Source organism: Kribbella sp. NPDC058693, from assembly GCF_042715335.1.
In the GTDB taxonomy this organism is placed as follows: domain Bacteria; phylum Actinomycetota; class Actinomycetes; order Propionibacteriales; family Kribbellaceae; genus Kribbella; species Kribbella jiaozuonensis.
In genome coordinates, this window is sequence record NZ_JBHXSQ010000003.1 from 299,886 (window position 1) to 324,599 (window position 24,714).

Annotated in this window: 23 protein-coding genes; 17 read left to right on the forward strand and 6 right to left on the reverse strand. The window is 67.9% G+C overall.

The features are described 5' to 3' along the window. Window positions 1–89: 89 nt before the first annotated feature. From ACFWUU_RS19245 to ACFWUU_RS19315, 15 genes are read left to right on the forward strand one after another with little or no spacing between them, the layout of a single operon-like run. Window positions 90–449, forward strand: a complete 360-nt coding sequence (locus ACFWUU_RS19245; RefSeq protein ID WP_137256603.1) for an NADH-quinone oxidoreductase subunit A — start codon at window positions 90–92, stop codon at window positions 447–449. Window position 450: 1 nt separating this feature from the next. Then, window positions 451–1,005 carry an NADH-quinone oxidoreductase subunit B family protein gene (locus ACFWUU_RS19250; RefSeq protein ID WP_137256604.1) on the forward strand — a complete coding sequence of 185 codons (555 nt, stop codon included), beginning with the start codon at window positions 451–453 and terminating at the stop codon, window positions 1,003–1,005. Beyond that, entirely contained in the window at window positions 1,002–1,709 is a 708-nt protein-coding gene (locus tag ACFWUU_RS19255) for an NADH-quinone oxidoreductase subunit C (protein WP_380177134.1), read from the forward strand. Before ACFWUU_RS19250 ends, ACFWUU_RS19255 begins: the two co-directional genes overlap by 4 nt. Beyond that, window positions 1,709–3,046, forward strand: a complete 1,338-nt coding sequence (locus tag ACFWUU_RS19260) for an NADH-quinone oxidoreductase subunit D (protein ID WP_371405336.1) — start codon at window positions 1,709–1,711, stop codon at window positions 3,044–3,046. The genes ACFWUU_RS19255 and ACFWUU_RS19260 overlap by 1 nt, the downstream gene beginning before the upstream one ends. Beyond that, on the forward strand, window positions 3,047–3,775 hold the full coding sequence (gene nuoE, locus ACFWUU_RS19265) for an NADH-quinone oxidoreductase subunit NuoE (protein ID WP_137256607.1): 729 nt from the start codon (window positions 3,047–3,049) through the stop codon (window positions 3,773–3,775). A 2-nt stretch (window positions 3,776–3,777) separates the two neighbouring features. Beyond that, window positions 3,778–5,088 (forward strand): NADH-quinone oxidoreductase subunit NuoF, encoded by a 1,311-nt coding sequence (nuoF, locus tag ACFWUU_RS19270; RefSeq protein ID WP_137256608.1) that lies wholly within the window; start codon window positions 3,778–3,780, stop codon window positions 5,086–5,088. After that, window positions 5,085–7,523 carry an NADH-quinone oxidoreductase subunit G gene (locus tag ACFWUU_RS19275; protein WP_380177135.1) on the forward strand — a complete coding sequence of 813 codons (2,439 nt, stop codon included), beginning with the start codon at window positions 5,085–5,087 and terminating at the stop codon, window positions 7,521–7,523. Before nuoF ends, ACFWUU_RS19275 begins: the two co-directional genes overlap by 4 nt. Beyond that, on the forward strand, window positions 7,520–8,833 hold the full coding sequence (nuoH, locus tag ACFWUU_RS19280) for an NADH-quinone oxidoreductase subunit NuoH (RefSeq protein WP_380177136.1): 1,314 nt from the start codon (window positions 7,520–7,522) through the stop codon (window positions 8,831–8,833). The genes ACFWUU_RS19275 and nuoH overlap by 4 nt, the downstream gene beginning before the upstream one ends. After that, window positions 8,826–9,374: an NADH-quinone oxidoreductase subunit NuoI gene (gene nuoI / locus ACFWUU_RS19285; protein WP_137256611.1), complete on the forward strand. Its 549-nt coding sequence runs from the start codon at window positions 8,826–8,828 to the stop codon at window positions 9,372–9,374. The genes nuoH and nuoI overlap by 8 nt, the downstream gene beginning before the upstream one ends. Next, window positions 9,371–10,171, forward strand: coding sequence for an NADH-quinone oxidoreductase subunit J (locus tag ACFWUU_RS19290; protein ID WP_137256612.1), 801 nt, complete (start codon window positions 9,371–9,373; stop codon window positions 10,169–10,171). Before nuoI ends, ACFWUU_RS19290 begins: the two co-directional genes overlap by 4 nt. Further along, window positions 10,168–10,467: an NADH-quinone oxidoreductase subunit NuoK gene (nuoK, locus tag ACFWUU_RS19295; RefSeq protein WP_130441814.1), complete on the forward strand. Its 300-nt coding sequence runs from the start codon at window positions 10,168–10,170 to the stop codon at window positions 10,465–10,467. The genes ACFWUU_RS19290 and nuoK overlap by 4 nt, the downstream gene beginning before the upstream one ends. 11 nt (window positions 10,468–10,478) lie before the next feature. Further along, entirely contained in the window at window positions 10,479–12,347 is a 1,869-nt protein-coding gene (nuoL, locus tag ACFWUU_RS19300) for an NADH-quinone oxidoreductase subunit L (protein ID WP_380177137.1), read from the forward strand. Next, window positions 12,344–13,867 (forward strand): NADH-quinone oxidoreductase subunit M, encoded by a 1,524-nt coding sequence (locus ACFWUU_RS19305; protein WP_137256614.1) that lies wholly within the window; start codon window positions 12,344–12,346, stop codon window positions 13,865–13,867. The genes nuoL and ACFWUU_RS19305 overlap by 4 nt, the downstream gene beginning before the upstream one ends. 5 nt (window positions 13,868–13,872) lie before the next feature. Continuing rightward, complete coding sequence (gene nuoN / locus ACFWUU_RS19310) at window positions 13,873–15,453, forward strand: NADH-quinone oxidoreductase subunit NuoN (protein WP_380179033.1); 1,581 nt, start codon at window positions 13,873–13,875, stop codon at window positions 15,451–15,453. Beyond that, window positions 15,450–16,472 (forward strand): polyprenyl synthetase family protein, encoded by a 1,023-nt coding sequence (locus ACFWUU_RS19315; RefSeq protein WP_380177138.1) that lies wholly within the window; start codon window positions 15,450–15,452, stop codon window positions 16,470–16,472. The genes nuoN and ACFWUU_RS19315 overlap by 4 nt, the downstream gene beginning before the upstream one ends. A 6-nt stretch (window positions 16,473–16,478) precedes the next feature. On the opposite strand, the gene ACFWUU_RS19320 is transcribed toward ACFWUU_RS19315, so the two are convergent. The 5 genes from ACFWUU_RS19320 to rarD all read right to left on the reverse strand — a co-directional run bounded on the left by ACFWUU_RS19320 (window position 16,479) and on the right by rarD (window position 21,428). After that, window positions 16,479–17,840 (reverse strand): cytochrome bc complex cytochrome b subunit, encoded by a 1,362-nt coding sequence (locus tag ACFWUU_RS19320; RefSeq protein ID WP_380177139.1) that lies wholly within the window; start codon window positions 17,838–17,840, stop codon window positions 16,479–16,481. A gap of 74 nt (window positions 17,841–17,914) precedes the next feature. Further along, a complete protein-coding gene (locus ACFWUU_RS19325) occupies window positions 17,915–19,429 on the reverse strand; it encodes a phosphatidylserine/phosphatidylglycerophosphate/cardiolipin synthase family protein (RefSeq protein ID WP_380177140.1) in 1,515 nt (504 codons plus the stop codon). Window positions 19,430–19,453: 24 nt separating this feature from the next. Continuing rightward, window positions 19,454–19,918: a cupin domain-containing protein gene (locus tag ACFWUU_RS19330; protein WP_380177141.1), complete on the reverse strand. Its 465-nt coding sequence runs from the start codon at window positions 19,916–19,918 to the stop codon at window positions 19,454–19,456. Between the two features lie 54 nt (window positions 19,919–19,972). Further along, the gene (locus tag ACFWUU_RS19335; RefSeq protein WP_380177142.1) at window positions 19,973–20,455 is read right to left on the reverse strand and encodes an RrF2 family transcriptional regulator; all 483 of its coding nucleotides are present in this window, start codon (window positions 20,453–20,455) and stop codon (window positions 19,973–19,975) included. Between the two features lie 55 nt (window positions 20,456–20,510). After that, window positions 20,511–21,428, reverse strand: a complete 918-nt coding sequence (rarD, locus tag ACFWUU_RS19340) for an EamA family transporter RarD (protein WP_380177143.1) — start codon at window positions 21,426–21,428, stop codon at window positions 20,511–20,513. A 111-nt stretch (window positions 21,429–21,539) separates the two neighbouring features. Here rarD and ACFWUU_RS19345 point away from each other — a divergent pair, with 111 nt between their 5' ends. Next, on the forward strand, window positions 21,540–22,094 hold the full coding sequence (locus ACFWUU_RS19345) for a hypothetical protein (protein ID WP_380177144.1): 555 nt from the start codon (window positions 21,540–21,542) through the stop codon (window positions 22,092–22,094). Between the two features lie 63 nt (window positions 22,095–22,157). Beyond that, window positions 22,158–22,910 carry a sugar phosphate isomerase/epimerase gene (locus ACFWUU_RS19350; protein WP_137256622.1) on the forward strand — a complete coding sequence of 251 codons (753 nt, stop codon included), beginning with the start codon at window positions 22,158–22,160 and terminating at the stop codon, window positions 22,908–22,910. Here the strand turns inward: ACFWUU_RS19350 and ACFWUU_RS19355 are convergent. Beyond that, window positions 22,907–24,709 carry an HAD family hydrolase gene (locus tag ACFWUU_RS19355; protein ID WP_380177145.1) on the reverse strand — a complete coding sequence of 601 codons (1,803 nt, stop codon included), beginning with the start codon at window positions 24,707–24,709 and terminating at the stop codon, window positions 22,907–22,909. The two genes, ACFWUU_RS19350 and ACFWUU_RS19355, sit on opposite strands and share 4 nt — an antisense overlap. Between the last annotated feature and the right edge of the window lie 5 nt (window positions 24,710–24,714).

The following is a 24,714-nucleotide window of genomic DNA, read 5'->3' on the forward strand; positions in this document are numbered from 1 at the left end:
AGCCACTGCGCTACTGATAACACAGTCCTGGTAATCCCGGGCTGACCCGATCGACAGAATCAACCGGCTGAAGGAGGGAGCACCCAGCGATGCACCCCTACACACCGATTCTCGCTCTTGGTGTGCTCGCGGCGCTCTTCGTCGCAGGCAGCATCACCGTGAGCGCGCTGGTCGGCCCGAAGCGCTACAACCGGGCCAAGCTGGACTCCTACGAGTGCGGCATCGAGCCGACCCCACAGCCGGTCGGTGGTGGGCGCTTCCCGGTGAAGTACTACATCACCGCGATGCTGTTCATCGTGTTCGACATCGAGATCGTCTTCCTCTACCCGTGGGCGGTGGCCTTCGACCAGATGGCACTGTTCGGGCTGGTCGAGATGGTCATTTTCATCGTCACCGTCTTCATCGCGTACTCGTACGTGTGGCGTCGTGGCGGACTGGAGTGGGACTGACATGGGTCTTGAAGAACAGCTTCCGGCCGGCGTACTGCTGAGCACGGTCGAGGGCCTGCTGGGTTATATGCGTAAGGCGTCGTTGTGGCCGGCAACCTTCGGGCTGGCCTGCTGCGCGATCGAGATGATGACGACCGGCGCGCCGCGGTACGACGCGGCCCGGTTCGGCATGGAGGTCTTCCGGGCGTCGCCGCGGCAGGCCGACCTGATGATCGTGGCCGGCCGGGTGAGCCAGAAGATGGCTCCGGTACTGCGCCAGATCTACGACCAGATGCCCGGCCCGAAGTGGGTGCTGGCGATGGGCGTGTGCGCGTCGTCGGGCGGCATGTTCAACAACTACGCGGTCGTCCAGGGCGTCGACCACGTCGTACCGGTCGACATGTACCTGCCCGGCTGCCCGCCGCGGCCGGAGATGCTGCTGGACGCGTTCCTGAAGATCCACGACCAGATCCAGCACATGAAGCTCGGCGCGCACAAGAAGGCGCTGCAGTCCGAGCAGGAGGCCGCGGCCCTGGTCGCCGCGCCGACGATCGAGATGAAGGGGCTGCTTCGGTGAGCGACACCCAACCGGAGAACCTGCCGGCGACGTCGGCCGCCAGTGATGCGCAGACGCCGCAGGCCGAGGTCATCGAGCAGCGCGAGGGCATGTTCGGTGTCCGAGGTACCGGTGACACCTCCGGCTTCGGCCGGCTCAAGCGCCAGATCGCGTTGCCCGGCAGTACGCCGAAGCCGTACGGCTCCTGGTTCGACGGCGCCGTCGACCGCCTCGAAGGGCTGGTCGGTGACGGTGCGATCGAGAAGGTCGTCGTCGACCGCAACGAGCTGACGCTGCACATCAAGCGTGAGCACCTGGTCGACGTCTGCCAGCACCTGCGCGACGACGAGGCGCTGCGGTTCGAGTTCTGCTCCGGTGTCAGCGGGGTGCACTACCCCGAGGAGACCGGCCGCGAGCTGCACGCCGTCTACCACTTCCTGTCGATCACGCACAACCGCCGGATCCGGCTGGAGGTGTCGGCGCCCGACGCGGACCCGCACGTTCCGTCGATCGTCTCGGTCTACCCGGCCAACGACTGGCACGAGCGCGAGACCTGGGACTTCTTCGGCATCGTCTTCGACGGACACCCGGCGCTGACCCGGATCCAGATGCCCGACGACTGGCCGGGCCACCCGCAGCGCAAGGACTACCCGCTCGGCGGTATCGACGTCGAGTACAAGGGCGCTGTCATCCCACCGCCCGACACGCGGAGGTCGTACAACTAATGACCACAACAGATCCGTACGCGACGACCCGGGACACCACCGAGGGCAAGGTCTTCACCGTCACCGGTCAGGACTGGGACTCGGTCGTCTCCGGTCTCGGTGACGAGCCGGAAGAGCACGTCGTCGTCAACATGGGCCCGCAGCACCCGTCCACGCACGGTGTGCTCCGGCTGATCCTCGAGCTCGAGGGCGAGTCGGTGACCGAGGCCCGCTGCGGCATCGGCTACCTGCACACCGGTATCGAGAAGAACATGGAGTTCCGCTCCTGGGTGCAGGGCGTCACGTTCGTCACCCGGATGGACTACCTGTCGCCGTTCTACAACGAGGCGGCGTACTGCCTCGCGGTCGAGAAGCTGCTCGGGATCGAGGACGAGATCCCGGACAAGGCCAACGTGATGCGGGTGCTCCTGATGGAGCTCAACCGGATCAGCAGCCACCTGGTCTGTATCGCCACCGGCGGTATGGAGATCGGCGCGCTGACCGTAATGACGATCGGCTTCCGCGAGCGCGAGAAGACCCTCGACCTGTTCGAGCTGATCACCGGCCTGCGGATGAACCACGCGTTCATCCGCCCGGGCGGTGTCGCGCAGGACCTGCCGCCGGGTGCGCTGGACAAGATCCGCGAGTACATCACCTGGATGAACAAGCACCTCAAGGAGTACGCCGAGCTCTGCAACGCCAACCCGATCTTCAAGGCGCGGCTGCAGAACGTCGGCTACCTGGACCTGGCCGGCTGCATGGCACTCGGCATCTCCGGCCCGACGGTGCGTTCGACCGGTTACGCGCTGGACCTGCGCAAGACCCAGCCGTACTGCGGTTACGAGACGTACGACTTCGACGTACCGACCTGGGACAGCTCGGACTCGTACGGACGGTTCCGGGTCCGGCTGCAGGAGATGCACGAGTCGCTGAAGATCGTCGAGCAGTGCGCCGACCGGCTGGAGAAGATGGAAGGCCAGCCGGTGATGGTGGCCGACAAGAAGATCGGCTGGCCGAGCCAGCTGGCCGTCGGCGCCGACGGGATGGGCAACTCGCTCGACCACATCAAGCACATCATGGGCGAGTCGATGGAAGCGCTGATCCATCACTTCAAGCTGGTCACCGAGGGCTTCCGGGTGCCGGCCGGCCAGGCCTACGTGGCGATCGAGTCGCCGCGCGGTGAGCTCGGCGCACACGTCGTCTCCGACGGCGGCACCAAGCCGTACCGGGTGCACTTCCGTGACCCGTCCTTCGCAAACCTGCAGGCGATGCCGATCATGTGCGAGGGCGGCCAGGTCGCCGACGTGATCGTCGCCGTCGCCAGCCTTGACCCGGTGATGGGTGGAGTGGACCGCTAAATGGCCGAGAACCACGCGACTGCTACCGACAAGCCGGTGCCGTACAGCACCGGTGACTCGAAGATCACCGACGCCACGATCGCGGAGATGCGCGAGATCATGGCGCGGTACCCGCAGGCCCAGTCGGCGCTGCTGCCGATGCTGCACCTGGTGCAGTCGGTCGAGGGCCGGGTCACCCCGGAAGGCATCGAGATCTGCGCCGACCTGCTCGGGCTGACCGGTGCCGAGGTGTCGGCGGTGGCGACCTTCTACACGATGTACAAGCGCCGCCCGGTCGGCGACTACCACGTCGGCGTCTGCACGAACACGCTGTGCGCGGTGATGGGCGGCGACCTGATCTTCGACCGGCTCAAGCAGCACCTCGACGTCGGCAACGACGAGACCACCGAGGACGGCAAGATCACCCTCGAGCACATCGAGTGCAACGCCGCCTGCGACTATGCGCCGGTGATGACGGTGAACTGGGAGTTCTTCGACGACATGACGCCGGAGACCGCTACCCAGTTGGTCGACGACCTGCGCGAGGGCAACGAGGTCAAGTCGCCGCGTGGCGCCACGATCTGCACCTGGCGCGAGGCTGAGCGCGTGCTGGCCGGCTTCTCCGACGGTCGCGCCGACGAGGGCCCGACCGGCGGTAAGGCGTCGCTGGCCGGTCTCCGGCTGGCCCGCGAACGCAACTGGACCGCCCCCGGCGGCTCCGCCAACGCCGACACCCAGAAGGAGGGCTGACCATGACTGACACGCTGACCCCGGTGCTGTCCGACAACTGGGACCAGATCAGGTCCTGGCAGCTGTCGTCGTACCAGCGCTCCGGCGGGTACGACGCCCTCCGTACGGCGCTCGGGATGCAGCCGGCCGATGTCGTCACCGCCGTCAAGGACTCCGGTCTGCGCGGCCGTGGTGGCGCGGGCTTCCCGACCGGGATGAAGTGGTCGTTCATCCCGCAGGACAACCCGAAGCCGAAGTACCTGGTCGTGAACGCGGACGAGTCCGAGCCGGGCACCTGCAAGGACATCCCGCTGATGATGGCCTCGCCGCACACGCTGGTCGAGGGCGTCATCATCGCGTCGTACGCGATCCGCGCGTCGGTCGCGTTCATCTACGTGCGCGGCGAGGTTCTGCACGTGATCCGCCGGCTGCAGCAGGCCGTGCAGGAGGCCAAGGACGCGGGCTTCATCGGCCAGAACATCCTCGGCACCGGCTACGACCTCGACGTGGTCGTGCACGCCGGCGCCGGCGCCTACATCTGCGGCGAGGAGACGGCGCTGCTGGACTCGCTCGAAGGACGTCGCGGTCAACCTCGTCTGCGCCCTCCGTTCCCCGCGGTCGCGGGCCTGTACGGCTGCCCCACTGTTATCAACAACGTCGAGTCGATCGCGTCGGTTCCCGCCATCATCAAGAACGGCGCGGACTGGTTCGGCTCGATGGGCACCGAGAAGTCCAAGGGCATGACGCTGTACTCGCTGTCCGGGCACGTCGTCCGCCCGGGCCAGTACGAAGCCCCGATGGGGATCACGCTGCGCGAGCTGATCGACCTCGCCGGCGGCGTCCGCGAGGGCCACACGCTGAAGTTCTGGACCCCGGGTGGTTCGTCCACGCCGCTGCTGACGGCCGAGCACCTCGACGTGCCGCTGGACTACGAGGGCGTCGGGTCGGTCGGGTCGATGCTGGGCACCAAGGCCCTGCAGATCTTCGACGACTCGGTCTGCGCGGTCCGCGCCGTACTGCGGTGGACCGAGTTCTACAAGCACGAGTCCTGCGGCAAGTGCACGCCCTGCCGTGAGGGCACGTGGTGGCTGGTGCAGATCCTCGAGCGCCTCGAAGCAGGTAACGGCACCGAGGAAGACCTGGTCACGCTGCTCGATCTGTGCGAGAACATCACCGGCCGCTCGTTCTGCGCGCTGGCCGACGGTGCGACCGCGCCGATCACCAGCTCGATCCAGCACTTCAAGGACGAGTACCTGGCGCACTTCGAGAACGGCGGCTGCCCGTTCGACCCGATGGCAAGCACTGTCTTCGCGACCGCTGGAGCTAGCGCATGACGATCCAAGCGAACCCGCCGGCCGGGTCGGAGGTGGAGCGGACCGACCTGGTCACCGTGACCATCGACGACATCGAGGTCAAGGTTCCGAAGAACAGCCTGGCGATCCGGGCCGCCGAGCAGATCGGCATCCAGATCCCGCGGTTCTGCGACCACCCGCTGCTCGACCCGGTCGGTGCCTGCCGGCAGTGTCTGGTCGAGGTCACCGACGCGGGTAACGGCCGCGGTATGCCGAAGCCGCAGGCGTCCTGCACGCTGACGGTTGCCGACGGCATGGTGATCCGCACCCAGGTGAGCTCGCCGGTGGCCGACAAGGCACAGCACGGGAACATGGAGTTCCTGCTGATCAACCACCCGCTGGACTGCCCGGTCTGCGACAAGGGCGGCGAGTGCCCGCTGCAGAACCAGGCGATGTCCAACGGCGGCGGCGAATCCCGGTTCCACGAGTCGCACGGGATCAAGCGGACCTACCCGAAGCCGATCAACATCTCGGCCGAGGTGCTGCTGGACCGCGAGCGCTGCATCCTCTGCGCGCGCTGCACCCGGTTCTCCGAGCAGATCGCCGGTGACCCGTTCATCGCGCTGATCGAGCGCGGCGCGCTGCAGCAGGTCGGTATCTACGAGAAGGAGCCCTTCGAGAGCTACTTCTCCGGCAACACGATCCAGATCTGTCCGGTCGGTGCGCTGACGAGTGCGGCGTACCGGTTCCGCTCGCGGCCGTTCGACCTGGTGTCGGTGCCGTCGGTGGCCGAGCACGACGCGTCCGGTGCGGCGATCCGGATCGACTACCGGCGCGGCAAGGTGATGCGCCGGCTGGCCGGCGACGACCCGCAGGTCAACGAGGAGTGGATCTCCGACAAGGACCGGTTCGCATTCCAGTACGCGACCACCGGCGACCGGCTGACCCACCCGATGATCCGCGAGGACGGCGAGCTGCGGCCGGCGTCCTGGCCGGAGGCGCTGAGCTTCGCGGCCGGCAAGCTGAACGCGGCCCGCGGCAACGCGGCGGTGCTGACCGGCGGCCGGCTGACCCTCGAGGACGCCTACGCGTACTCGAAGTTCGCGCGGGTCGCCCTGGGCAGCAACGACATCGACTTCCGGGCCCGGCCGCACTCCGCGGAAGAGGCGGACTTCCTCGCCGCCGCGGTGGCCGGCACGGGTCTGGGTACGACGTTCACCGACCTGGAGAACGCCGGCACCGTGCTGTTCGCCGGGTTCGAGCCCGAGGAAGAGGCAGCGTCGGTCTTCCTCCGGGTCCGTAAGGGCGTCCGGACGCACGGGACCAAGGTGTTCACGGTCGCGGCGCACCGCTCGCGCGGGATCGAGAAGCTGGACGGCGTCGCCGTACTGACGTCGCCCGGTACCGAGGCCGCCGTACTCGGGGATCTCGGTAACGCCGGTGAGGCCGGGGCAGCTGCCCGGGCCGCGCTCGGTACGGACTCGATCATCGTCGTCGGCGAGCGGCTGGCGAGCGTCCCGGGCGGGTACTCGGCCGCGCTGCGGCTGGCGCTCGACACGGGTGCGCAGCTGGCCTGGATCCCGCGCCGTGCGGGTGACCGGAGCGCGCTCGAGGCCGGCTGCCTGCCGGGTCTGCTGCCCGGTGGCCGGCTCGTGACCGATCCGCAGGCGCGGGTCGACCTGCAGGCCGCGTGGGACGTGGAGCACCTGCCGGCCGAGACCGGCAAGGACCTGACCGAGATCCTCGCCAACTCCGGATCGCTGCAGGCGCTGGTCGTCGCGGGTGTCGAGATCGACGACCTGCCCGACCCGGCCGCGGCGCTGGCCGCGCTCGAGACGGCGCCGTTCGTGGTCAGCTTCGAGGTCCGCAACTCCCAGGTGACCGAGTACGCCGACGTGGTCTTCCCGGTCGTACCGCCGGTGGAGAAGTCCGGCACCTTCGTGAACTGGGAGGGCCGCGAGCGGTCGTTCCCGGTCGTGCTCAAGGTGCCGACCGCGATGCCGGACGTCCGCGCGCTGGCCGCGCTGTCGCAGGAGATGGGCCGCTCGATCGGGTTCAGTACGCCGGACGGCGCGAAGCGCGAGTTCGACGAGCTCGGCCGCTGGGACGGCGACCGTGCGCAGGAGCCGACGTACCAGGCCGCTCCGGCGCTCGGCGCGTTCGACTCCACCCGGCTCGCGACCTGGCGGATGCTGATCGACGACAGCCGGGCCTGCGACGGTGAGCCGCACCTGACCGCGACCGCGCGGACGCCGGTCGCCCGGATCTCGCTCACCACCGCACGCCGGGTAGGTGTCGCCGACGGGGACGAGCTGGTGGTGAGCACCGACGCCGGGTCGATCCGGCTGCCGGTCGTGATCACCCCGATGACCGACAACGTGGTCTGGCTGCCGACCAACTCGGCCGACTCCCACGTCCGCCGGTCACTGCACGCAGACCATGGCTCGATCGTGACGATCGCCGGAGGGAACGCATGACCATCCCACTCGCCGTGCCGGATGCGGGGGTCGGTCACGACCCCTGGTGGGTGATCCTGATCAAGGTCCTCTTCATCTTCGTCTTCCTGGTGGTGTTGACGCTGTTCAACATCTGGTGGGAGCGCCGGGTCGTGGCCCGGATGCAGCAGCGGATCGGCCCGAACGTGCACGGCCCGCAGGGTTTGCTGCAGTCGCTGGCCGACGGCGTCAAGCTGATGCTGAAGGAAGACCTGATGCCGAAGGGCGTCGACCGGTTCGTCTTCGTGCTCGCGCCGGCGATCGTCGCCGTACCGGCCTTCCTCACCTTCGCGGTGATCCCGTTCGGTCCGACGGTGCGGATTCCCTGGACCGACACCTACACCCGGCTGCAGCTGACCGACCTGCCGGTCTCGGTGCTGTACGTGATGGCGGTCGCCTCGATCGGCATCTACGGCATCGTGCTCGGCGGCTGGTCGTCGAACTCGACGTACTCGCTGCTCGGCGGTCTGCGCTCGAGCGCGCAGATGATCTCGTACGAGGTCGGCATGGGGCTGGCCCTGGTGACCGTGTTCCTGTTCGCCGGTTCGATGTCCACCTCGGAGATCGTGGCCGCGCAGTCGCACCAGACCGTGCACTGGTTCGGGACGGCGATCCCGCTGCCCGGGTGGTACGCGTTCCTGTTGTTCCCGTCGTTCGTGATCTACGTGATCTCGATGGTCGGCGAGACGAACCGGGCGCCGTTCGACCTGCCCGAGGCCGAGGGCGAGCTGGTGGCCGGCTTCCTGACCGAGTACTCCTCGATCAAGTACGCGATGTTCTTCCTGGCGGAGTACATCAACATGGCGACCGTGTCGGCGCTGGCCACCACGCTGTTCCTGGGCGGCTGGCGGGCACCGTGGCCGATCTCGATCTGGGACGGCGCGAACTCCGGCTACTGGCCGGTGCTGTGGTTCATGGGCAAGCTGATGGCGTTCATCTTCTTCTACATCTGGCTGCGCGGAACGCTGCCGCGGCTGCGCTACGACCAGTTCATGAAGCTCGGCTGGAAGATCCTGATCCCGATCTCGCTGGCCTGGATCCTGCTGGTGGCCACCGTCCGCGCGGTCGGCCGGGAGACCAACTTCAGCCGGACGACGCTGCTGGTCGCGGCCGCCGTGGTGCTGGTGATCGCGGTCATCAGCATGTTCGTCCCGCAGAAGCCGAAGGACGACGACAAGCCTGAGGTTGCCGACGGCAAGGAATTCGACGCCTTCGCCGGTGGCTTCCCGGTCCCACCACCGATCACCACTCAACAGTCCGAGACGAAATCGGGGGCAGCCTCCCGTGGCTAGTGTCAAAGAGTCCCTCTGGGACCCGGTAGCCGGGTTCGGCGTCACCTTCCGGACGATGTTCCGGAAGGTGTTCACCGAGGAGTACCCGTTCGAGAAGAAGCCGACCGCACCACGCTTCCACGGCCGGCACCAGCTGAACCGCTGGCCGGACGGGCTGGAGAAGTGCATCGGCTGTGAGCTGTGCGCGTGGGCCTGCCCCGCGGACGCGATCTACGTCGAGGGTGCCGACAACACCGAGGGCGGCCGGATGTCGCCGGGTGAGCGGTACGGGCGCGTCTACCAGATCAACTACCTGCGCTGCATCCTCTGCGGTCTGTGCATCGAGGCCTGCCCGACCCGGGCGCTCACGATGACCAACGAGTACGAGCTGGCCGACACCAGCCGCGAGTCCCTCATCTACGAGAAGAAGGACCTGCTGGCGCCGCTGCTGCCGGGTATGCAGGAGCCGCCGCACGAGATGCAGCTCGGCGCGACCGAGAAGGACTACTACCTCGGTCTGACCGGTGCCGCCGTACCGGCCGAGGGGAGTGACGCGAAGTGATCACCCTGGTGACCGGCCCGCAGGTCGCGTTCTGGCTGCTGGCCCCGGTGATGATCCTGGCCGCGATCGGCATGGTGCTGGTCCGCAAGGCGGTGCACTCGGCGCTACTGCTGGCGACCGTGATGATCTGCCTCGCGGTGCAGTACGCCGCCCAGGACGCGCCGTTCCTGTTCGCAGTACAGATCATCGTCTACACCGGCGCGATCCTGATGCTGTTCCTGTTCGTGCTGATGCTGGTCGGCGTCGACGCCTCGGACTCGCTGGTGGAGACGATCCGCGGTCAGCGGCTGCTGGCCGGGATCGCGTTCATCGCGTTCGGCGTACTGCTGGTCGCCGCCGTCGGCAACGCGACGTTCGGGCACCCGACCGGGCTGGCCGACGCGCAGCCGGACGGGAACCCGAAGGCGATCGCGGCGCTGCTGTTCGGCAAGTACGTCTGGGCGTTCGAGGTCACCTCGGCGCTGCTGATCACCGCGGCGATGGGCGCCATGATGCTGGCCCACCGCGAGCGGCTGACCAAGAAGCGCACCCAGCGTGACCACGCCGAGGAGCGGATCCGCAAGTACGCCGAGCAGGGCATCCACCCGGGTCCGCTGCCGACCCCCGGCGTACTGGCCCGGCACAACGCCGTCGACACGCCGGCGCTGCTGCCCGACGGGTCGATCGCACCGACCTCGGTTTCGCGCGTGCTCCAGGCACGTGGCACCGTGTTCCCCGAAACCGAGGAGCGCGAAGAGATCGAGACGGTCCGGGAAATCAGCGAAGGCGAGTACCCGGCAGAGGAGGACGACAAGTGAGCACCGAGCCTTACATCGTGCTTGCGGCGATCCTGTTCAGTATCGGCGCGTTGGGCGTGCTGGTACGCCGGAACGCGATCGTCGTCTTCATGTGCGTCGAACTGATGCTGAACGCGACCAACCTCGCGTTCGTCAGCTTCGCCCGCCAGCACGGCAACCTCGACGGTCAGATCGCCGCCTTCTTCGTGATGGTGGTGGCCGCGGCCGAGGTCGTGATCGGGCTGGCGATCATCATGGCCATCTTCCGCACCCGTCGCTCGGCCTCGGTCGACGACGCCAACCTGCTCAAGTACTGAGGTAAGCACCGATGAGTCATGAGCTGACGTGGCTGCTGGTCGCGGTACCGGCGGTGTCCGCGGCGATCCTGTTGCTCGGTGGCAAGGCCACCAACGCATGGGGTCACCTGCTGGGCACGCTGGCGCCGCTGATCTCCTTCGCCTTCGGCGTCGTGCTGTTCTTCCAGATGCGCGGCAAGGCCGACGGCGAGCGGTCCGAGACGGTCAAGCTGTTCGAGTGGTTCTCGGTCGGCCACATCACGGTCGACTTCACCCTGCTGATCGACCCGCTGTCGATCCTGTTCGTGCTGCTGATCACCGGTGTGGGTTCGCTGATCCACATCTACTCGATCGGCTACATGGAGCACGACGAGCGCCGGCGGCGGTTCTTCGGGTACCTGAACCTGTTCATCGCCTCGATGCTGCTGCTGGTGCTGGCCGCCGACTACCTGCTGGTCTTCGTCGGCTGGGAGGGCGTCGGCCTGGCGTCGTACCTGCTGATCGGCTTCTGGCAGTACAAGACGACGGCAGCGGTCGCCGCGAAGAAGGCGTTCGTGGTGAACCGGGTCGGTGACATCGGCCTCTCGCTCGCGGTGATGAGCATGTGGGCGCTGTTCGGCTCCTCGGCCTTCGGCACCGTGAACGCCGGCGCCGAGCACCTGTCGAAGACCTGGGCCACGCTGCTCGGCCTGATGCTGCTGCTGGCCGCCTGCGGCAAGTCCGCGCAGGTGCCGCTGCAGTCCTGGCTGCTGGACGCGATGGAAGGCCCGACCCCGGTGTCGGCGCTGATCCACGCGGCGACCATGGTCACCGCGGGCGTCTACCTGGTGGTCCGCTCGCACGCGATCTTCGAGCAGTCCGACGCCGCCTCCACCGCGGTGGTGATCGTCGGTACGGTCACCGCGCTCGCCGGTGCGATCATCGGTTGCGCCAAGGACGACATCAAGAAGGCGCTGGCCGGTTCGACGATGAGCCAGATCGGCTACATGATGCTGGCCGCCGGCCTCGGCCCGGCCGGGTACGTGTTCGCGATCTTCCACCTGCTCACCCACGGCTTCTTCAAGGCCAACATGTTCCTCGGCGCCGGATCGGTCATGCACGGCATGAACGACGACGTGAACATGCGCCACTACGGAGCCCTGCGGACGGCGATGAAGGTCACCTTCGTGACGTTCGGCTTCGGCTACCTGGCGATCCTCGGCATCCCGCCGTTCGCCGGCTTCTTCAGCAAGGACAAGATCATCGAGGCCGCGTTCGCGGACAACATCGTGATCGGGCTCTGCGCGCTGCTCGGCGCCGGTATCACCGCGTTCTACATGACGCGGGTGATGATGATGACGTTCTTCGGCAAGAAGCGCTGGGACGACGAGGTGCACCCGCACGAGTCGCCCAAGGTGATGACGTGGCCGCTGATCATCCTGGCCGCGCTCTCCCTCGGCGGCGGTGCGCTGTACTTCGCCGGCCACTGGATCGTCGACTGGCTGACCCCGATCGTCGGTCACGAGGAGGAGCACGCTCGGCTGAGTGCGACCGTGATGACGATCATCACGCTCGTGGTCGTTGCCGTCGGCATCGCGATCTCGGTGCTGATGTACCGCCGGGACATCCCGCGCGAGGCGCCGGCCGGCTCGCCGATCACCACGTTCGCGCGCCGTGACCTGTACGGCGACGCGCTGAACGAGGCTCTCTTCATGCGCCCGGGCCAGTACCTGACCCGGACCCTGGTCTGGCTCGACAACCGGGGCGTCGACGGCCTGGTCAACGGCCTGGCCGCACTCTTCGGCGGACTGTCCGGCCGGCTCCGCCGGTTCCAGACGGGCTTCGTCCGTTCGTACGCACTCAGCATGGTCTTCGGCGCCGCATTCGTGGTCGTCGCCCTCCTCGCGGTGAGGTTGTCGTGAACATCGGTTGGCTGACCCTGTTACTGCTCCTGCCATTCGTCGGGGCCGTCGCGACGATGCTGGTGCCCAAGGCGAAAGGCCTGCTGGCCAAGCAGATCGCGCTCGGGTTCTCGCTCGTCACGCTGGTGCTGACCGTGATCGTTGCGATCGGCTACCACCGCAACGGCGCCGACGACTACGCCGAGACGTACACCTGGATCAAGGCCTTCGGCGCGCACTACGCGCTCGGCCTCGACGGTGTCGGCGTGGTGCTGGTGGTGCTGACCGCGCTGCTGTCGCCGATCGTGATCATCGCGTCCTGGAACGACGCCCAGAACGGCCGCTGGTCGGAGAAGTCCTTCTTCGCCTGGATCCTCGGCCTGGAGGCACTGTCGATCGGCGTGTTCGCCGCGACCGACGTGTTCCTCTTCTACGTGCTGTTCGAGGCCACGCTGATCCCGATGTACTTCCTGATCGGCGGCTTCGGCGGCCCGCAGCGTTCGTACGCCGCGGTGAAGTTCCTGCTGTACTCGCTGCTCGGCGGTCTGCTCATGCTGGCCTCGGTCGTCGGCCTGTACGTCGTCTCGGCCAAGCACGGCGCGCCGTCGTACCTGCTGTCCGACATGGTGAAGCTGGACATGAGCCAGAACACCGAGCGCTGGCTGTTCCTCGGGTTCATGTTCGCGTTCGCGGTGAAGGCGCCGATGGTGCCGTTCCACACCTGGCTGCCGGACGCGGCCGGTGAGGCGACGCCGGGTACGTCGGTGCTGCTGGTCGGCATCCTGGACAAGATCGGCACCTTCGGGATGATCCGGTTCTGCCTGGGCCTGTTCCCGAACGCGTCCCAGTGGGCCACCCCGGTCGTGCTGGTGCTCGCGCTGATCTCGGTGCTGTACGGCGCGCTGCTGGCGATCGGGCAGACCGATATCAAGCGGCTGATCGCGTACACCTCGATCTCGCACTTCGGCTTCATCGTGATGGGTATCTTCGCGCTGACGTCGCAGGGCCTGACCGGGTCGACGCTGTACATGTTCAACCACGGTCTCTCCACCGCGGCGCTGTTCCTCGTCGCCGGATACCTGATCTCCCGGCGCGGGTCCGCGCGGATCGCCGACTACGGCGGGGTCGAGAAGGTGGCACCGGTGCTGGCCGGCACGTTCCTCTTCGCCGGCCTGTCCAGCCTCGCACTGCCCGGTCTGTCGCCGTTCATCTCCGAGTTCATGGTGCTGGCCGGGACGTTCAGCCGGCACAAGGTGATCGCGGTGATCGCCGTACTCGGTATCGTGCTGGCCGCGCTGTACATCCTGCTGATGTACCAACGCACGATGACCGGTCCGGTCCGCGACGGGATCGAGAAACTGAAAGACCTGAACCCGCGTGAGGTGCTCGCGATCGCGCCGCTCGTGATCCTGATCATCGGCTTCGGTATCTATCCCAAGCCCGTGGTCGACATCATCAAGCCCGCGGTCGAATCGACCATGCAGCGGGTCGGCGTGACCGACAAGGCACCGCAGATCCCCGTGACGGAGGGACAGAAGTGAGCGCGATGTTGCTGCCGCTGGCGGACTTCACGGCGCCGAAGATCGAGTACAACGAGCTGGCTCCGCTGCTCGTCGTCTTCGGTGCGGCGTGCGTCGGCGTCCTGGTCGAGGCGTTCCTGCCCCGGTCCTTGCGGCACCTGGTGCAGCTGTCGATCACGGTGGTCGCCGTGGTCGTGTCGGGGGTCCTGACCGGCATCCTGATGAACGACAAGAAGGAACTGATCGCCGCGCAGGGTGCGATCTCGGTGGACGGCCCCGCGCTGTTCACCTGGCTGATCCTGCTGGCCCTGACGCTGATCAGCGTGCTGCTGTTCGCCGAGCGGTCGATCGACGGCGGCCTGTCCGCGTTCGCCGGCCAGGCGGCCGCCGTACCGGGCTCCGAGGCCGAGCGGGAGGGTACGGCGGCCCGGATCGAGCACACCGAGATCTTCCCGCTGACCCTGTTCGCGGTCGGCGGCATGATGCTGTTCGCCGCGTCGAACGACCTGCTGGTGCTGTTCGTCGCGCTCGAGGTCTTCTCGCTGCCGCTGTACCTGCTCTGCGGCCTGGCGCGTCGTCGCCGGCTGATCTCGCAGGAAGCCGCGATGAAGTACTTCCTGCTCGGTGCGTTCTCGTCGGCGTTCCTGCTGTTCGGCATCGCGCTGCTCTACGGGTACGCCGGCACCATGTCGCTCGGCGGGATCGCGGACGCGCTGTCCACCCAGACCGGCGGCGACACGATCCTGCTGGCCGGGACCGGCCTGGTGGGTGTCGGCCTGCTGTTCAAGGTCGGCGGCGTACCGTTCCACTCCTGGACCCCGGACGTGTACCAGGGCGCCCCGACGCCGGTCACCGGCTTCATGGCGGCCTGCACCAAGATCGCCGCGTTCGTCGGTCTGATGCGGGTCTTCTACGTCGCCCTCGGCGGCACGCGCTGGGACTGGGCGCCGATGATGTGGATCGTCGCGATCCTCACCATGGTGGTCGGTTCGATCGTCGCGATCACCCAGACCGACGTGAAGCGAATGCTGGCGTACTCGTCGATCGCGCATGCGGGCTTCCTGCTGACCGCGTTCGTCGGCCTCGCGCAGGCGGGCAGCGGCGTACACAACGGGATCACCTCGACCCAGGCGGTGCTGTTCTACCTGGTCTCGTACGGCTTCCCGACCATCGGCGCGTTCGCCGTCGTCACGCTGGTCCGCGACGCCGGCGGCGAGGCGACCCACCTGTCCCGCTGGGCCGGGCTGGGCAAGAAGTCGCCCCTGCTGGCCGGCATCTTCGCGTTCTTCCTGCTGTCCTTCGCCGGTATCCCGCTGACCGCGGGCTTCACCGGCAAGTGGGCCGTCTTCAGCGCGGCCTGGACGGGTGGCGCGTGGCCGCTGGTCGTCGTCGCCGTCCTGTCGAGCCTGGTGGCCGCGTTCTTCTACGTCCGCGTGATCGTGCTGATGTTCTTCTCCGACCTGCCGGCCGACGCGCCGGACGTGGCGCTGCCCGGCTGGCAGACCACTTCGGCCGTTGCGCTGGGTCTCGCCGCCACGGTGGTTCTCGGTCTGGTTCCCGGACCGGTGCTCGACCTGGCGGCCCGAGCTGGTGAGTTCATCCGTTGAGTCCGACCCCGCTGCCGGCCGAGAGCCTGGGATTCGAGTTCGCCGATGCGGCGCTCGAGTCCCGGGTTCGTGCTGGGCTGGAACGGGTCGAGCAGGCCTTGCTCGACGCGACCCAGTCCGAGGCGCCGTTCGTCACCGCGGCCGCCCAGCACGTGATGGTTGCCGGCGGCAAGCGGTTCCGGCCGCTGCTGGTGCTGCTCGGCGCCGAGTTCGGCGCTGACGTCACCTCCGACGAGGTGGTGAAGGCGGCGGTCGTCGTCGAGCTCACGCACGTGGCGACGCTGCACCACGACGACGTGATGGACGAGGCGGCGCTGCGCCGCGGCTCGTCCACCGCGAACGCGCGCTGGGACAACTCGGTCGCGATCCTGTCCGGCGACTGGTTGTTCGCCCGGGCGTCGGACCTGGTCGCGGACCTCGGGCCGGAAGCGGTCCGGATCCAGGCCCGCACCTTCGGCCGACTGGTGGAGGGGCAGATCCGCGAGACGATGGGTGTCGGCGAAGGCCAGGACCCGTTGAAGCACTACCTGTCGGTGGTCGCCGACAAGACCGGTTCGCTGATCGCGACGTCCGCCCTCTTCGGCGCCCGGTACGCCGGTGCCTCGGAGGAAGTGCAGGAGTCGCTGCGGGCGTTCGGCGAGGAGATCGGCGTCGCCTTCCAGCTCGCCGACGACCTGCTCGACATCGCCTCCGAGTTCGACCAGTCCGGCAAGACGCCCGGCACGGATCTCCGTGAAGGCGTGCCGACGCTCCCTGTCCTGATCTTCCGCGCCCAGGCGGATCCCACGGATCCGACGGACGCCCGGCTGCTGGATCTGCTGGACTCCGACCTCTCCGACGACGAGCGGTTGTCCGAGACGCTGGACCTGCTCCGCTCCCACCCGTCCTTCCAGCAGGCCGAGGACGACGTCCGCCGCCGTGCCGCCGACGCCCGCAAGCTCCTCAGCACGCTCCCCGAAGGCCCCGGCCGGGAAGCCCTCGACACCCTCTGCGACCTGGTAGCCACCCGCTCCGTCTGACGCTGGTCACCTTCGGGTGAGGTGGAAGCGCCGGTAGACGGTGATCGGGCGGTGTTTCTCGACGTACCCGCCGTCCGGGGTGCGGGTGATCTGGCCGGTCTCGATGCCGTGTTCGAGGATCTCCGCGTCGCGCAGCTGCAGGCTTAGGCAGAGGCGGCGGGTGATCGAGAACGCGACCGGCGGGCCCAGGATCAGCAACGCCTGGAACAGGTGGATCAGGGCGTTCACCGACAGGTGGAACTGGACGGCCATCGTGTCGGCGCCGGCCGCGGCCCAGAGGACGCCGTAGAAGACGACCCCGGCCACACCGATGCCGGTGCGGATCGGGTTGCTGCGGGGGCGTTCGAGCAGGTTGTGCTCCCGCCGGTCGCGGGTCACTCGCTCCTCGATGAACGGGTAGATCCCGACGAGCGCGAGGAACAGCGTGCAGATCGCAACCGGGAGCAGGATGGCGAAGCTGATGGTCCTGCCCCACCACACGACCTCCCATCCCGGTGCCAGCCGCAGCGCTCCGTCGAGGAAGGCCAGGTACCACGCGGGACCGACTCCGGCCGAGGTGTTCGCCGGATCGGCCGGACCGAACAGCCACACCGGGTTGATGGTGGCGAGCGCGGCCATCAGGGCCACCACTCCGGTCACGAAGCAGAACAGGCCCGCGCCCTTGACCACGGCGACAGCCGCCGGACTTCCCACCACGTTGTCCTCGGTTCGCCCGGGGCCGGCGAACTGCGCCGGCTTGTTCCTCAGCGCGAGTACCCCGCTGACGATGAAGAGCACAACAAGCAGTGCGGGTAGGACGATGACGTGCAGCGGGTAGAACCGCGCGATCACGTCGCCCGGGAAGTCTCCTCCGAACAGCAGCGCGGACAGCTGAGTACCCACGAACGGAGTCGCCTGCAGTACGCCGTCGAGTACGGCGAGGCTCGTGCCCGACGCCATGTCGTCCGGGAGCGACGTACCGGTGAGGCAGGCGCCCAGCGTGATGATCAGCAGCCCGAAGACGACCACCCAGTTCAGTCGCCGCGGCCGGCGGAACCCGGCGGTGAAGAACAGCCGCAACAGGTGCAGCAGGATCGCCGCCACCATGATCAGCGCGCCCCAGTGGTGCATCTGCCGGATCAGCAGGCCACCGCGCATCTCGAAGCTGATCGACATCGTCGAATCGAGGGCCTGCGACATTTGTACGCCGTGCAGTGGTGTGTACGGGCCGTCGTACACAACGTGCTGGACCGACGGTTCGTACGGCACCATCAGAACGAGGCCGGTGAGCGTCACCACAACGAAGCTGTAGAAGGCGATCTGGCCGAACAGCAGCGACCAGTGATCAGGAAATACTCGCGCTCGCAGATTGCTCCAGGGACCATGCATGATTCGGCCCTCCTCATACATACGACCCCGCAGCACCCGAGACTGTGACGCCTCGTGTCACACCTCACAGACTCCTAGAAGGAGTTCTGCCGGCGTGCGGCCCGTGGGCGGGCGTCGGGGTCGTAGAGGTGGCGGGCCAGCCAGGGGGCCCAGAGCGACTGGGTGCGGGTCAGAGGCTGTGGGTGGTGGGCTCGGATGCGGCCTGGAGGGCGCGGGCCTTGCTGGTTGCCGGCGTACCACTGGTCAAGATCGGCGGCGATGGACTTCCACTGCGCGAAGCCGGTGTGCGGATCGAGGTCGGGGGACTCGGTGCAGAGGTGCTCGGACCAGAGCTCAAGGCGCAGGGAGCGGGCGAGTTCGGGGGAGTCGATTGCGCAGGTCAGTTCGCTGTCGTTGGTCCAGGAGCGGCGGTTGAAGTTGTCGGAGCCGCAGGTCATCCACGTGTCGTCGACGATGCAGACCTTGGCGTGGACGTAGATCGGTACGCCGTTCTCGTTCTCGAGGTCGTAGATGGCGACCCGATCGGAGTCGAGCCGGCGGAGTGCGTCCAGTTGGGCGTGCCGCGCGGGTGGTCCGCTGACCCGGCCGTCCTGGTCCGGGTACCGCGGTACGACGGCGATGATGCGCAGGTCCGGCGACCGCTGCAGGGCCGCGTGCAGTCCTTCGGTCACCGCGTCCGACCAGAGGTACTGGTCCTCGACATAGATCAGTCTCTGCGCGCGGCCGAACGCCTTCAGATAGGCGCGCGCGATGCTGCGCTCGCCATCCGGCGCGAAGGGGAATCCGGGGTGCTTGTGTGCGTAGGTCCGCAGTACCTGGACGGCATGCGGCCCGGCCGGCGGCGGATCCGGGAACGCCTCCGGCAGGTTGCCCGGATGCCGCGGCATCCGGGCCAGCCGCTGCACCAGCATCCGGTACGGCGTACGCCGGTCCAGCGGGTGTGGATCGTCCCACCGTTCCACGAAGCACCTGAGCAGATCGCCAACCACCGGTCCGCGGACCTCGAGCGTCAGGTCGTGCCATGGCGCGCGGTCGCCGTACCGCGGATCCATCGGCGCGGTCTGCGGATCGCCCTGGTGGCGTTTGTCGTCGCGGCGGCCGTGGCACAGGTCGATGCCGCCGACGAACGCGACATCGGCGGCCGGATCGTCGTGGTGCCTGATGACGAAGAGCTTCTGGTGGTGCGAGGCGAGCCGGCGTACGCGTTGGTCGAGCAGGACCTCACCGCCGGCCTCGTTCAACTCGGTGCCGAGGTGCTGGTTCTGCTGGGCGTTGAAGCTGAGGCGATCGGAATGCGAGCGCCACAACAGCGCGCGGACCTCCACCCCGGACCGGGCCAGGTCGCAGAGCACCTCGCCGATGGACGGGCCGCCGTCGTACAGGACCTCGTCCGGATCGCCGCGCCAGTCGGTGAAGTAGACGCGATCACCCGGCCGCAGGGCGCACAGTTCGTCGTACAGATGCTGGAAGTACGTCGCGCCGTGCACCAGCGGCCGGACGAGATTCCCCTCGGTCCAGGCTCCGTCGGCATCGATGTCGGTGGCCGGATTGCCCCGCTCACCCGGCGTCAGGAACCACTCGTGCGTCATCTGCCCCAGGTGCCCCTACCCGGCTCAGTCCATGAGCCGACCCTGCCAGGTGGGGCTTTCGACGTAGTGGTTGTCGTACAGGTCGCTGGTCTTCGCGACCTCGGCCCAGTCGGTGTCGCCGCGGTACGCGCCTTCGAGCAGGCGGTAGTAGCCGAAGCGGGGCTTGGCCTGGGTGAGGACGAACAGGACCTCGGCGGGCTCGTCGCCGGCGGCCTCGAAGGCGTGCGGGGTGTTCGGCGGGACGAGCAGGAAGTCGCCTTGCTCGAGCGTGGCGAGTTCCTCGCCGATGAGCACGCGGAGCGATCCCTTCAGTACGAAGAACAGTTCCGCAGCCTCGCGGTGCAGGTGCGGGGGAGCGCCTTCCTTGCCGGCCTGGAAAACCGAGCGATGGCTGGTCAGGTGCCCCTCGGTCTCGGTCACGTCGGCCAGCAGCGTGACACCGCTCGCAGCAAGTACTTCGGCTTCGTTGGCGCGGATCAGAACGGTCATGACGGGATCTCCTTGGTATTCGAGATGTTTGATGTCCAGAATTAGGTCCTGGGTTCAGGACCTGAGGTTGGCGAAGCGATTTCGGGTGTTGTCCGGAGCGGTCGGGTTGAGGCGGACGACCTCGGCCGCGATATCGGCGATCGATTTGCCGGCCAGCTCGCGGCGGTACGTCAGCTCGGCGCCGTGCATCGCCTGTGAGATCACGCAGATCTTCGTGTAGTCGGCCCGCGCGTCGGCGCCCGGACCCTCCTTGAGGATCTCCATGCAGCGGAACGCGTCGTCCGGCCCGTCGATCGCGACGACGATGTCGAGCAGGCTGATGTTGCGCGGGTCGCGGGCCAGCTGGAAGCCGCCCTTCGGTCCGGAGACCGAGGTGAGGATGCCGGCCCGGGTGAGTGCCTGGAGTTGCTTGTTCAGGTACGCCGTCGGCAGGTTGTAGAAGGCTGCGAGCCGCTTGGCGGTGACCGCCTCGCCCGACGCCCAGCTGAGATTCACGCAGCTGTGCATCGCCCACTCGACGCCCTCGTTCATCTTCATAACCTGGATACTAAATGTCCTGAATAGCCGTCGTCAAGCACGTTGGCGGCAGGCGTCAGATTGCGGAAGCGGTGACCGCGGCGCGTTCGAGGGCGAGAGTGCGGCGCCGGCTGTGCATGCTGTCGAAGGTGAACAGAGCCAGCGCGACCCAGACCAGGCCGAAGCCGGCCCAGCGCATCGGGGTCATCTGCTCGTGGAAGATCAGCAGGCCGCAGACGAACTGCATGATCGGCGCGATGTAGTTCAGCAGCCCCAGAGTCGTCATCGAGATTCGGGTGGCCGCGGCCCCGAAGAGCAGCAGCGGTACGGCGGTGATCGGGCCGGTCAGCAAGACCAGCACGAGGTACGCCGTCCCGTGGTGCGTGACCGTCGCGTGGCCCTGCAGTCCGAGTACGGCGATCGCTATCAGCGCGAGCGGAGCAACGGTGCCGGACTCGACAGCCATGCCCTCGATTGCGCCGGCGCCGGCCTGCTTCTTCGCCAGGCCGTAGCACCCGAACGAGAACGTCAGGATGATCGCGACCCACGGCGGCTTGCCGTTCTCGATCGCCAGGCCGAGGACGGCCACGAAGGCGATCCCCAGCGCGGTCCACTGCATCGGCCGGAGCTGTTCCTTCAGTACGAAGACGCCGAGCAGGACGGTGAACAGCGGCGTGATGAAGTACCCGAGCGAGGTCTCCACGACGTGGCCGTGGCCGACGGCCCAGATGTACGTGCCCCAGTTCGCCGAGATCAGGAACGCCGCCGCGATCAACGGCCAGCGCCGGCGCGGCTCCGCGAGTAGTGCCTTCACTCCGCCGAGCTTCCGCAGTACGGCGACCAGGATCGCGATCGTGACCAGCGACCAGAGGATGCGGTGGGCGAGCAGTTCGATCGCGCCGGAGTGGTCGAGAAGTTTCCAGTACAGCGGGAAGAGGCCCCAGATCAGGTAGGCGGTGAACCCGTAGGTGAATCCTCTTCGCTGTTCCGGCACGGCGTCAGCGTAAGCCCGCGCGACAGTCGCATCCAACTACTTTGCTCATGACGTGAGACGGAGGGCCGTTAGTCTGTCCGGCGACCTGCCACAACCACAGGAGGTAACCCGATGTCGCCCCGACAGGAACTGCTCGACGCGCTGGTCGACGACGCGACCCGAACGGCGCTCGGGGCGACCGAGCTGAGCCCGGAGGATCGCGTCCTGGCCCGGCTGCGGGTGCAGGACGCGATCGAGCGGACGGCTACGCGAGCGCATGGCGATGTCATCGCTCTGGCCCACGGCGACGGCCACGGTCCGGAGGCGGAGCGGTTCGTGGCACATCTGGACACCAGGTACCAGGAGCAGGGCGGGCCGGATCCGGCGCTGCGGGACACGGCGGCCGGGAGACTGGCGGCTGAGCTGGTGGCCTCCGACGACAGGACGAAGGGTTTCCACCCGTTGCTGAAGGGGCGGGCGGAGGACTACATCGCGCATTCGGTCACCGTCGCAGCGCAGGAGGCGGCGCAGAAGTTGCCCCATGGGCCGTCCCAGGCGCGTGCCGCCGCAGGGGCTGCCGCCGCGGCTGGTGCCGATGTGGTGGCTGCTCCGATCGACATCGCCACCAGCCGTCTGAACGATCTCCGAGCCCACGACGCGAAGCGAGGCGGACCGTCGATCGGGTGATGTGGGGCGTGAGTCCGTTGGTGTGATGGGGTTGGATGGAGGGGTGAACACCAGGAGGCACGCGTGGGTGTGAGGACCGGTCTGGTCTCGGTGACGTTTCGGCAGTTGCCGGTCGACCAGGTGGTGGAGGTCGCGGCGAAGTCCGGGCTTGCGGCGATCGAGTGGGGCGGTGACGTGCATGTCCCGCTCGGCAATCTCGTCAACGCCAAACGAGTGCGGAACCTGACCGAGGTGCACGGCCTGCAGGTCGCGGCGTACGGCTCGTATCTTCGGGCCGGCAACGTCGACCGGGAGGAGATGCGCTCCGCGGTCGCCACCGCCGAGGCGCTCGGCGCACCCCGGATCCGGGTCTGGGCCGGCAACGTCGGTACGGCGGAAGCCGGCGTCGGCGACCGGATGGCGGTGACTCGCGGACTGGGCGAGCTGGCCGATATGGCTGCCGGTGCTGGGATCGAGATCGCGATGGAGTTCCACCGCAACACGCTCACCGACGAGGTCGACTCGACGATCACGCTGCTGCTCGACGTCGGCGCGCCGAACCTCAAGACGTACTGGCAGCCGCCGGTCGACCTGGACGACGCGCAGTGCCTTCAGCAGCTCGAGGCGTTGATGCCGTGGCTGAGCACGGTGCACGTGTTCTCGTGGTGGCCGTCCAACAACCGGTTGCCGCTCGCGGCCCGCGAGTCCTTGTGGCGCCCGGTCCTCGACCGCCTCGCCGTCGAGCCTCGCGAGATCAACGCGCTGTTGGAGTTCGTCGCCGACGACTCACCGGAGCAGTTCACCAAGGACGCCGCCGACCTGCACAGTTGGGTCTAACTGACGCGCTCCGAACCGCTCCGGCGCGCTCTGGCCGCGGTGTTGAGGCGGTCCGGGAGTGGCAGGTGAGCGACCCGGTTGAGGTAGCCCATGTCGCGGAGGATCGTGTGTGAGGCCGCGGCCGCCGCAGCTCCTGGCTGGTAGCCGGCCGCGAAGCCGACGGCTTCGAACATGTCGACGTCGTTGCTGCCGTCACCGATCGCGACCGTGCGTTCGCGTGGGATCCCGAGCTCCTCGTTCCACCGGCGGATCGCGGTGACCTTGCCGGGTCCGTCGACGAGCCCGCTGACCTCACCCGTCAGTACGCCGTCCTCGATCCCGAGCGTGCCCGCGGCGTACCTCTCGACGCCGAGACGTTCCGCCAGCGGTCCGACGATCGCGTCGAACCCGCCGCTCGCGATCGCGACCTCGTGGCCCGCCGCCTTCAGATCGCGGATCAGCTCCTCGACGCCTTCGTTCAGCTCGACCGTGTCCGCGACCTGACGGACCAGCGTCGCGTCGACACCACGCAGTACGGCGATCTTCGCGCGGATCGACGTCTCGTAATCCGGGGCGTGTACTGCGTTCACCTCGGGCAACCGCCCGGCGAGCTCGGCCAGCGTGGCGAGGGTGTCGTGCTTGCTGATCGTCTGGTCGACGTCGAACACGAACAGGTGCTTCTGCATCGGAACGATGGGTTCCTTGTCAGCAGTGACCGGGCTGAGCGCGTGACTCATCGCCGAGGAGACCTCGCTCCGGACCGACGGTCGCCACTGTCCGCGGGCCGGATCCCAGACGCCGTTCGACTGATCCGCGGCGCCGTCCAAGAACGTGGTGATCGTGCCGACCATCTCGCCGAACTCCGGGTAGTCCTTGAGCTGCGCGACCCGCGACCGCAGCTGCTCGAACCCCTGGTGCCAAAGGATTTCGGTCTCGCCGTCCTGCGCCGGCGCCTGCCCGTAGAACCGATACGGGTACGGCGGTCCGCTGTGACCGGCCTCGCGCCAATGCCAGTTCTCCGCCAACGCGTTCCGGAGTTTGTCGCCGTCCACCGGGCAGGTCTGCGCGATGTAGTACAGGTCAGCGATGTCCTTGAAGCGGGGAGCGAGGATGCCGTCGCCGACGCCGGGCTGGCAGGCGAGCGCCGCCATCTTGTCGGCGGCGAGATCCGCGACCGGCCGCAGCAGCGGCGTGATCGGTTGCAGACCAGGGAGTTGTACGCCGACGAGCGACCGCCGTGCGCGCTCGGACTCGCTCGTCCGCTGGATCATCGTCGGCAGCTTCACGTCGATCTCGATCGAGAAGCTGTCCCCGTCACGCCGTACGCCGAGCGGGCCGCGGGTGTCGTCGACCGGGTGGACGTCGACGGTGAAGACGGCGTGACCGCTGCCCGCGACCTTCACGTCCCGGGTCGTGTAGCGGACCAGGCCGCCGAGGCCGACGCCGCCGTCGAGGGGCGCCCGGCCTTCCGGGGCGACGGCGAGGATGGCCTCGCGGACCTTGTCGACGTAGTCGTCGGCGTCGAAGGCGCTGTTGTAGATGTCGAGATCGTTCGCCGTCCGCGCCATCTCGTACACCGGATCGATGTCGCCGCCGGCCGTCGCGGGCCAGCTTTCGGCGTACGCCGGGAGCGGGTTCGAACCGGTCGCCTCCCAGGTGTCGCCGTCCTGGTTCAGCAGGCTGATGAGGTCACCGGCGATCAGTTGGCGCTTGGCCCGGTCGGCCGAGAATCGCGGCGTACTGATGTCGTCGAGGTGCTTGGTGAGCGCGGCCCAGGTACGGAAGGCGCCACGGAACTCGGGCGCATCGAGGTGGCGCATCCCGG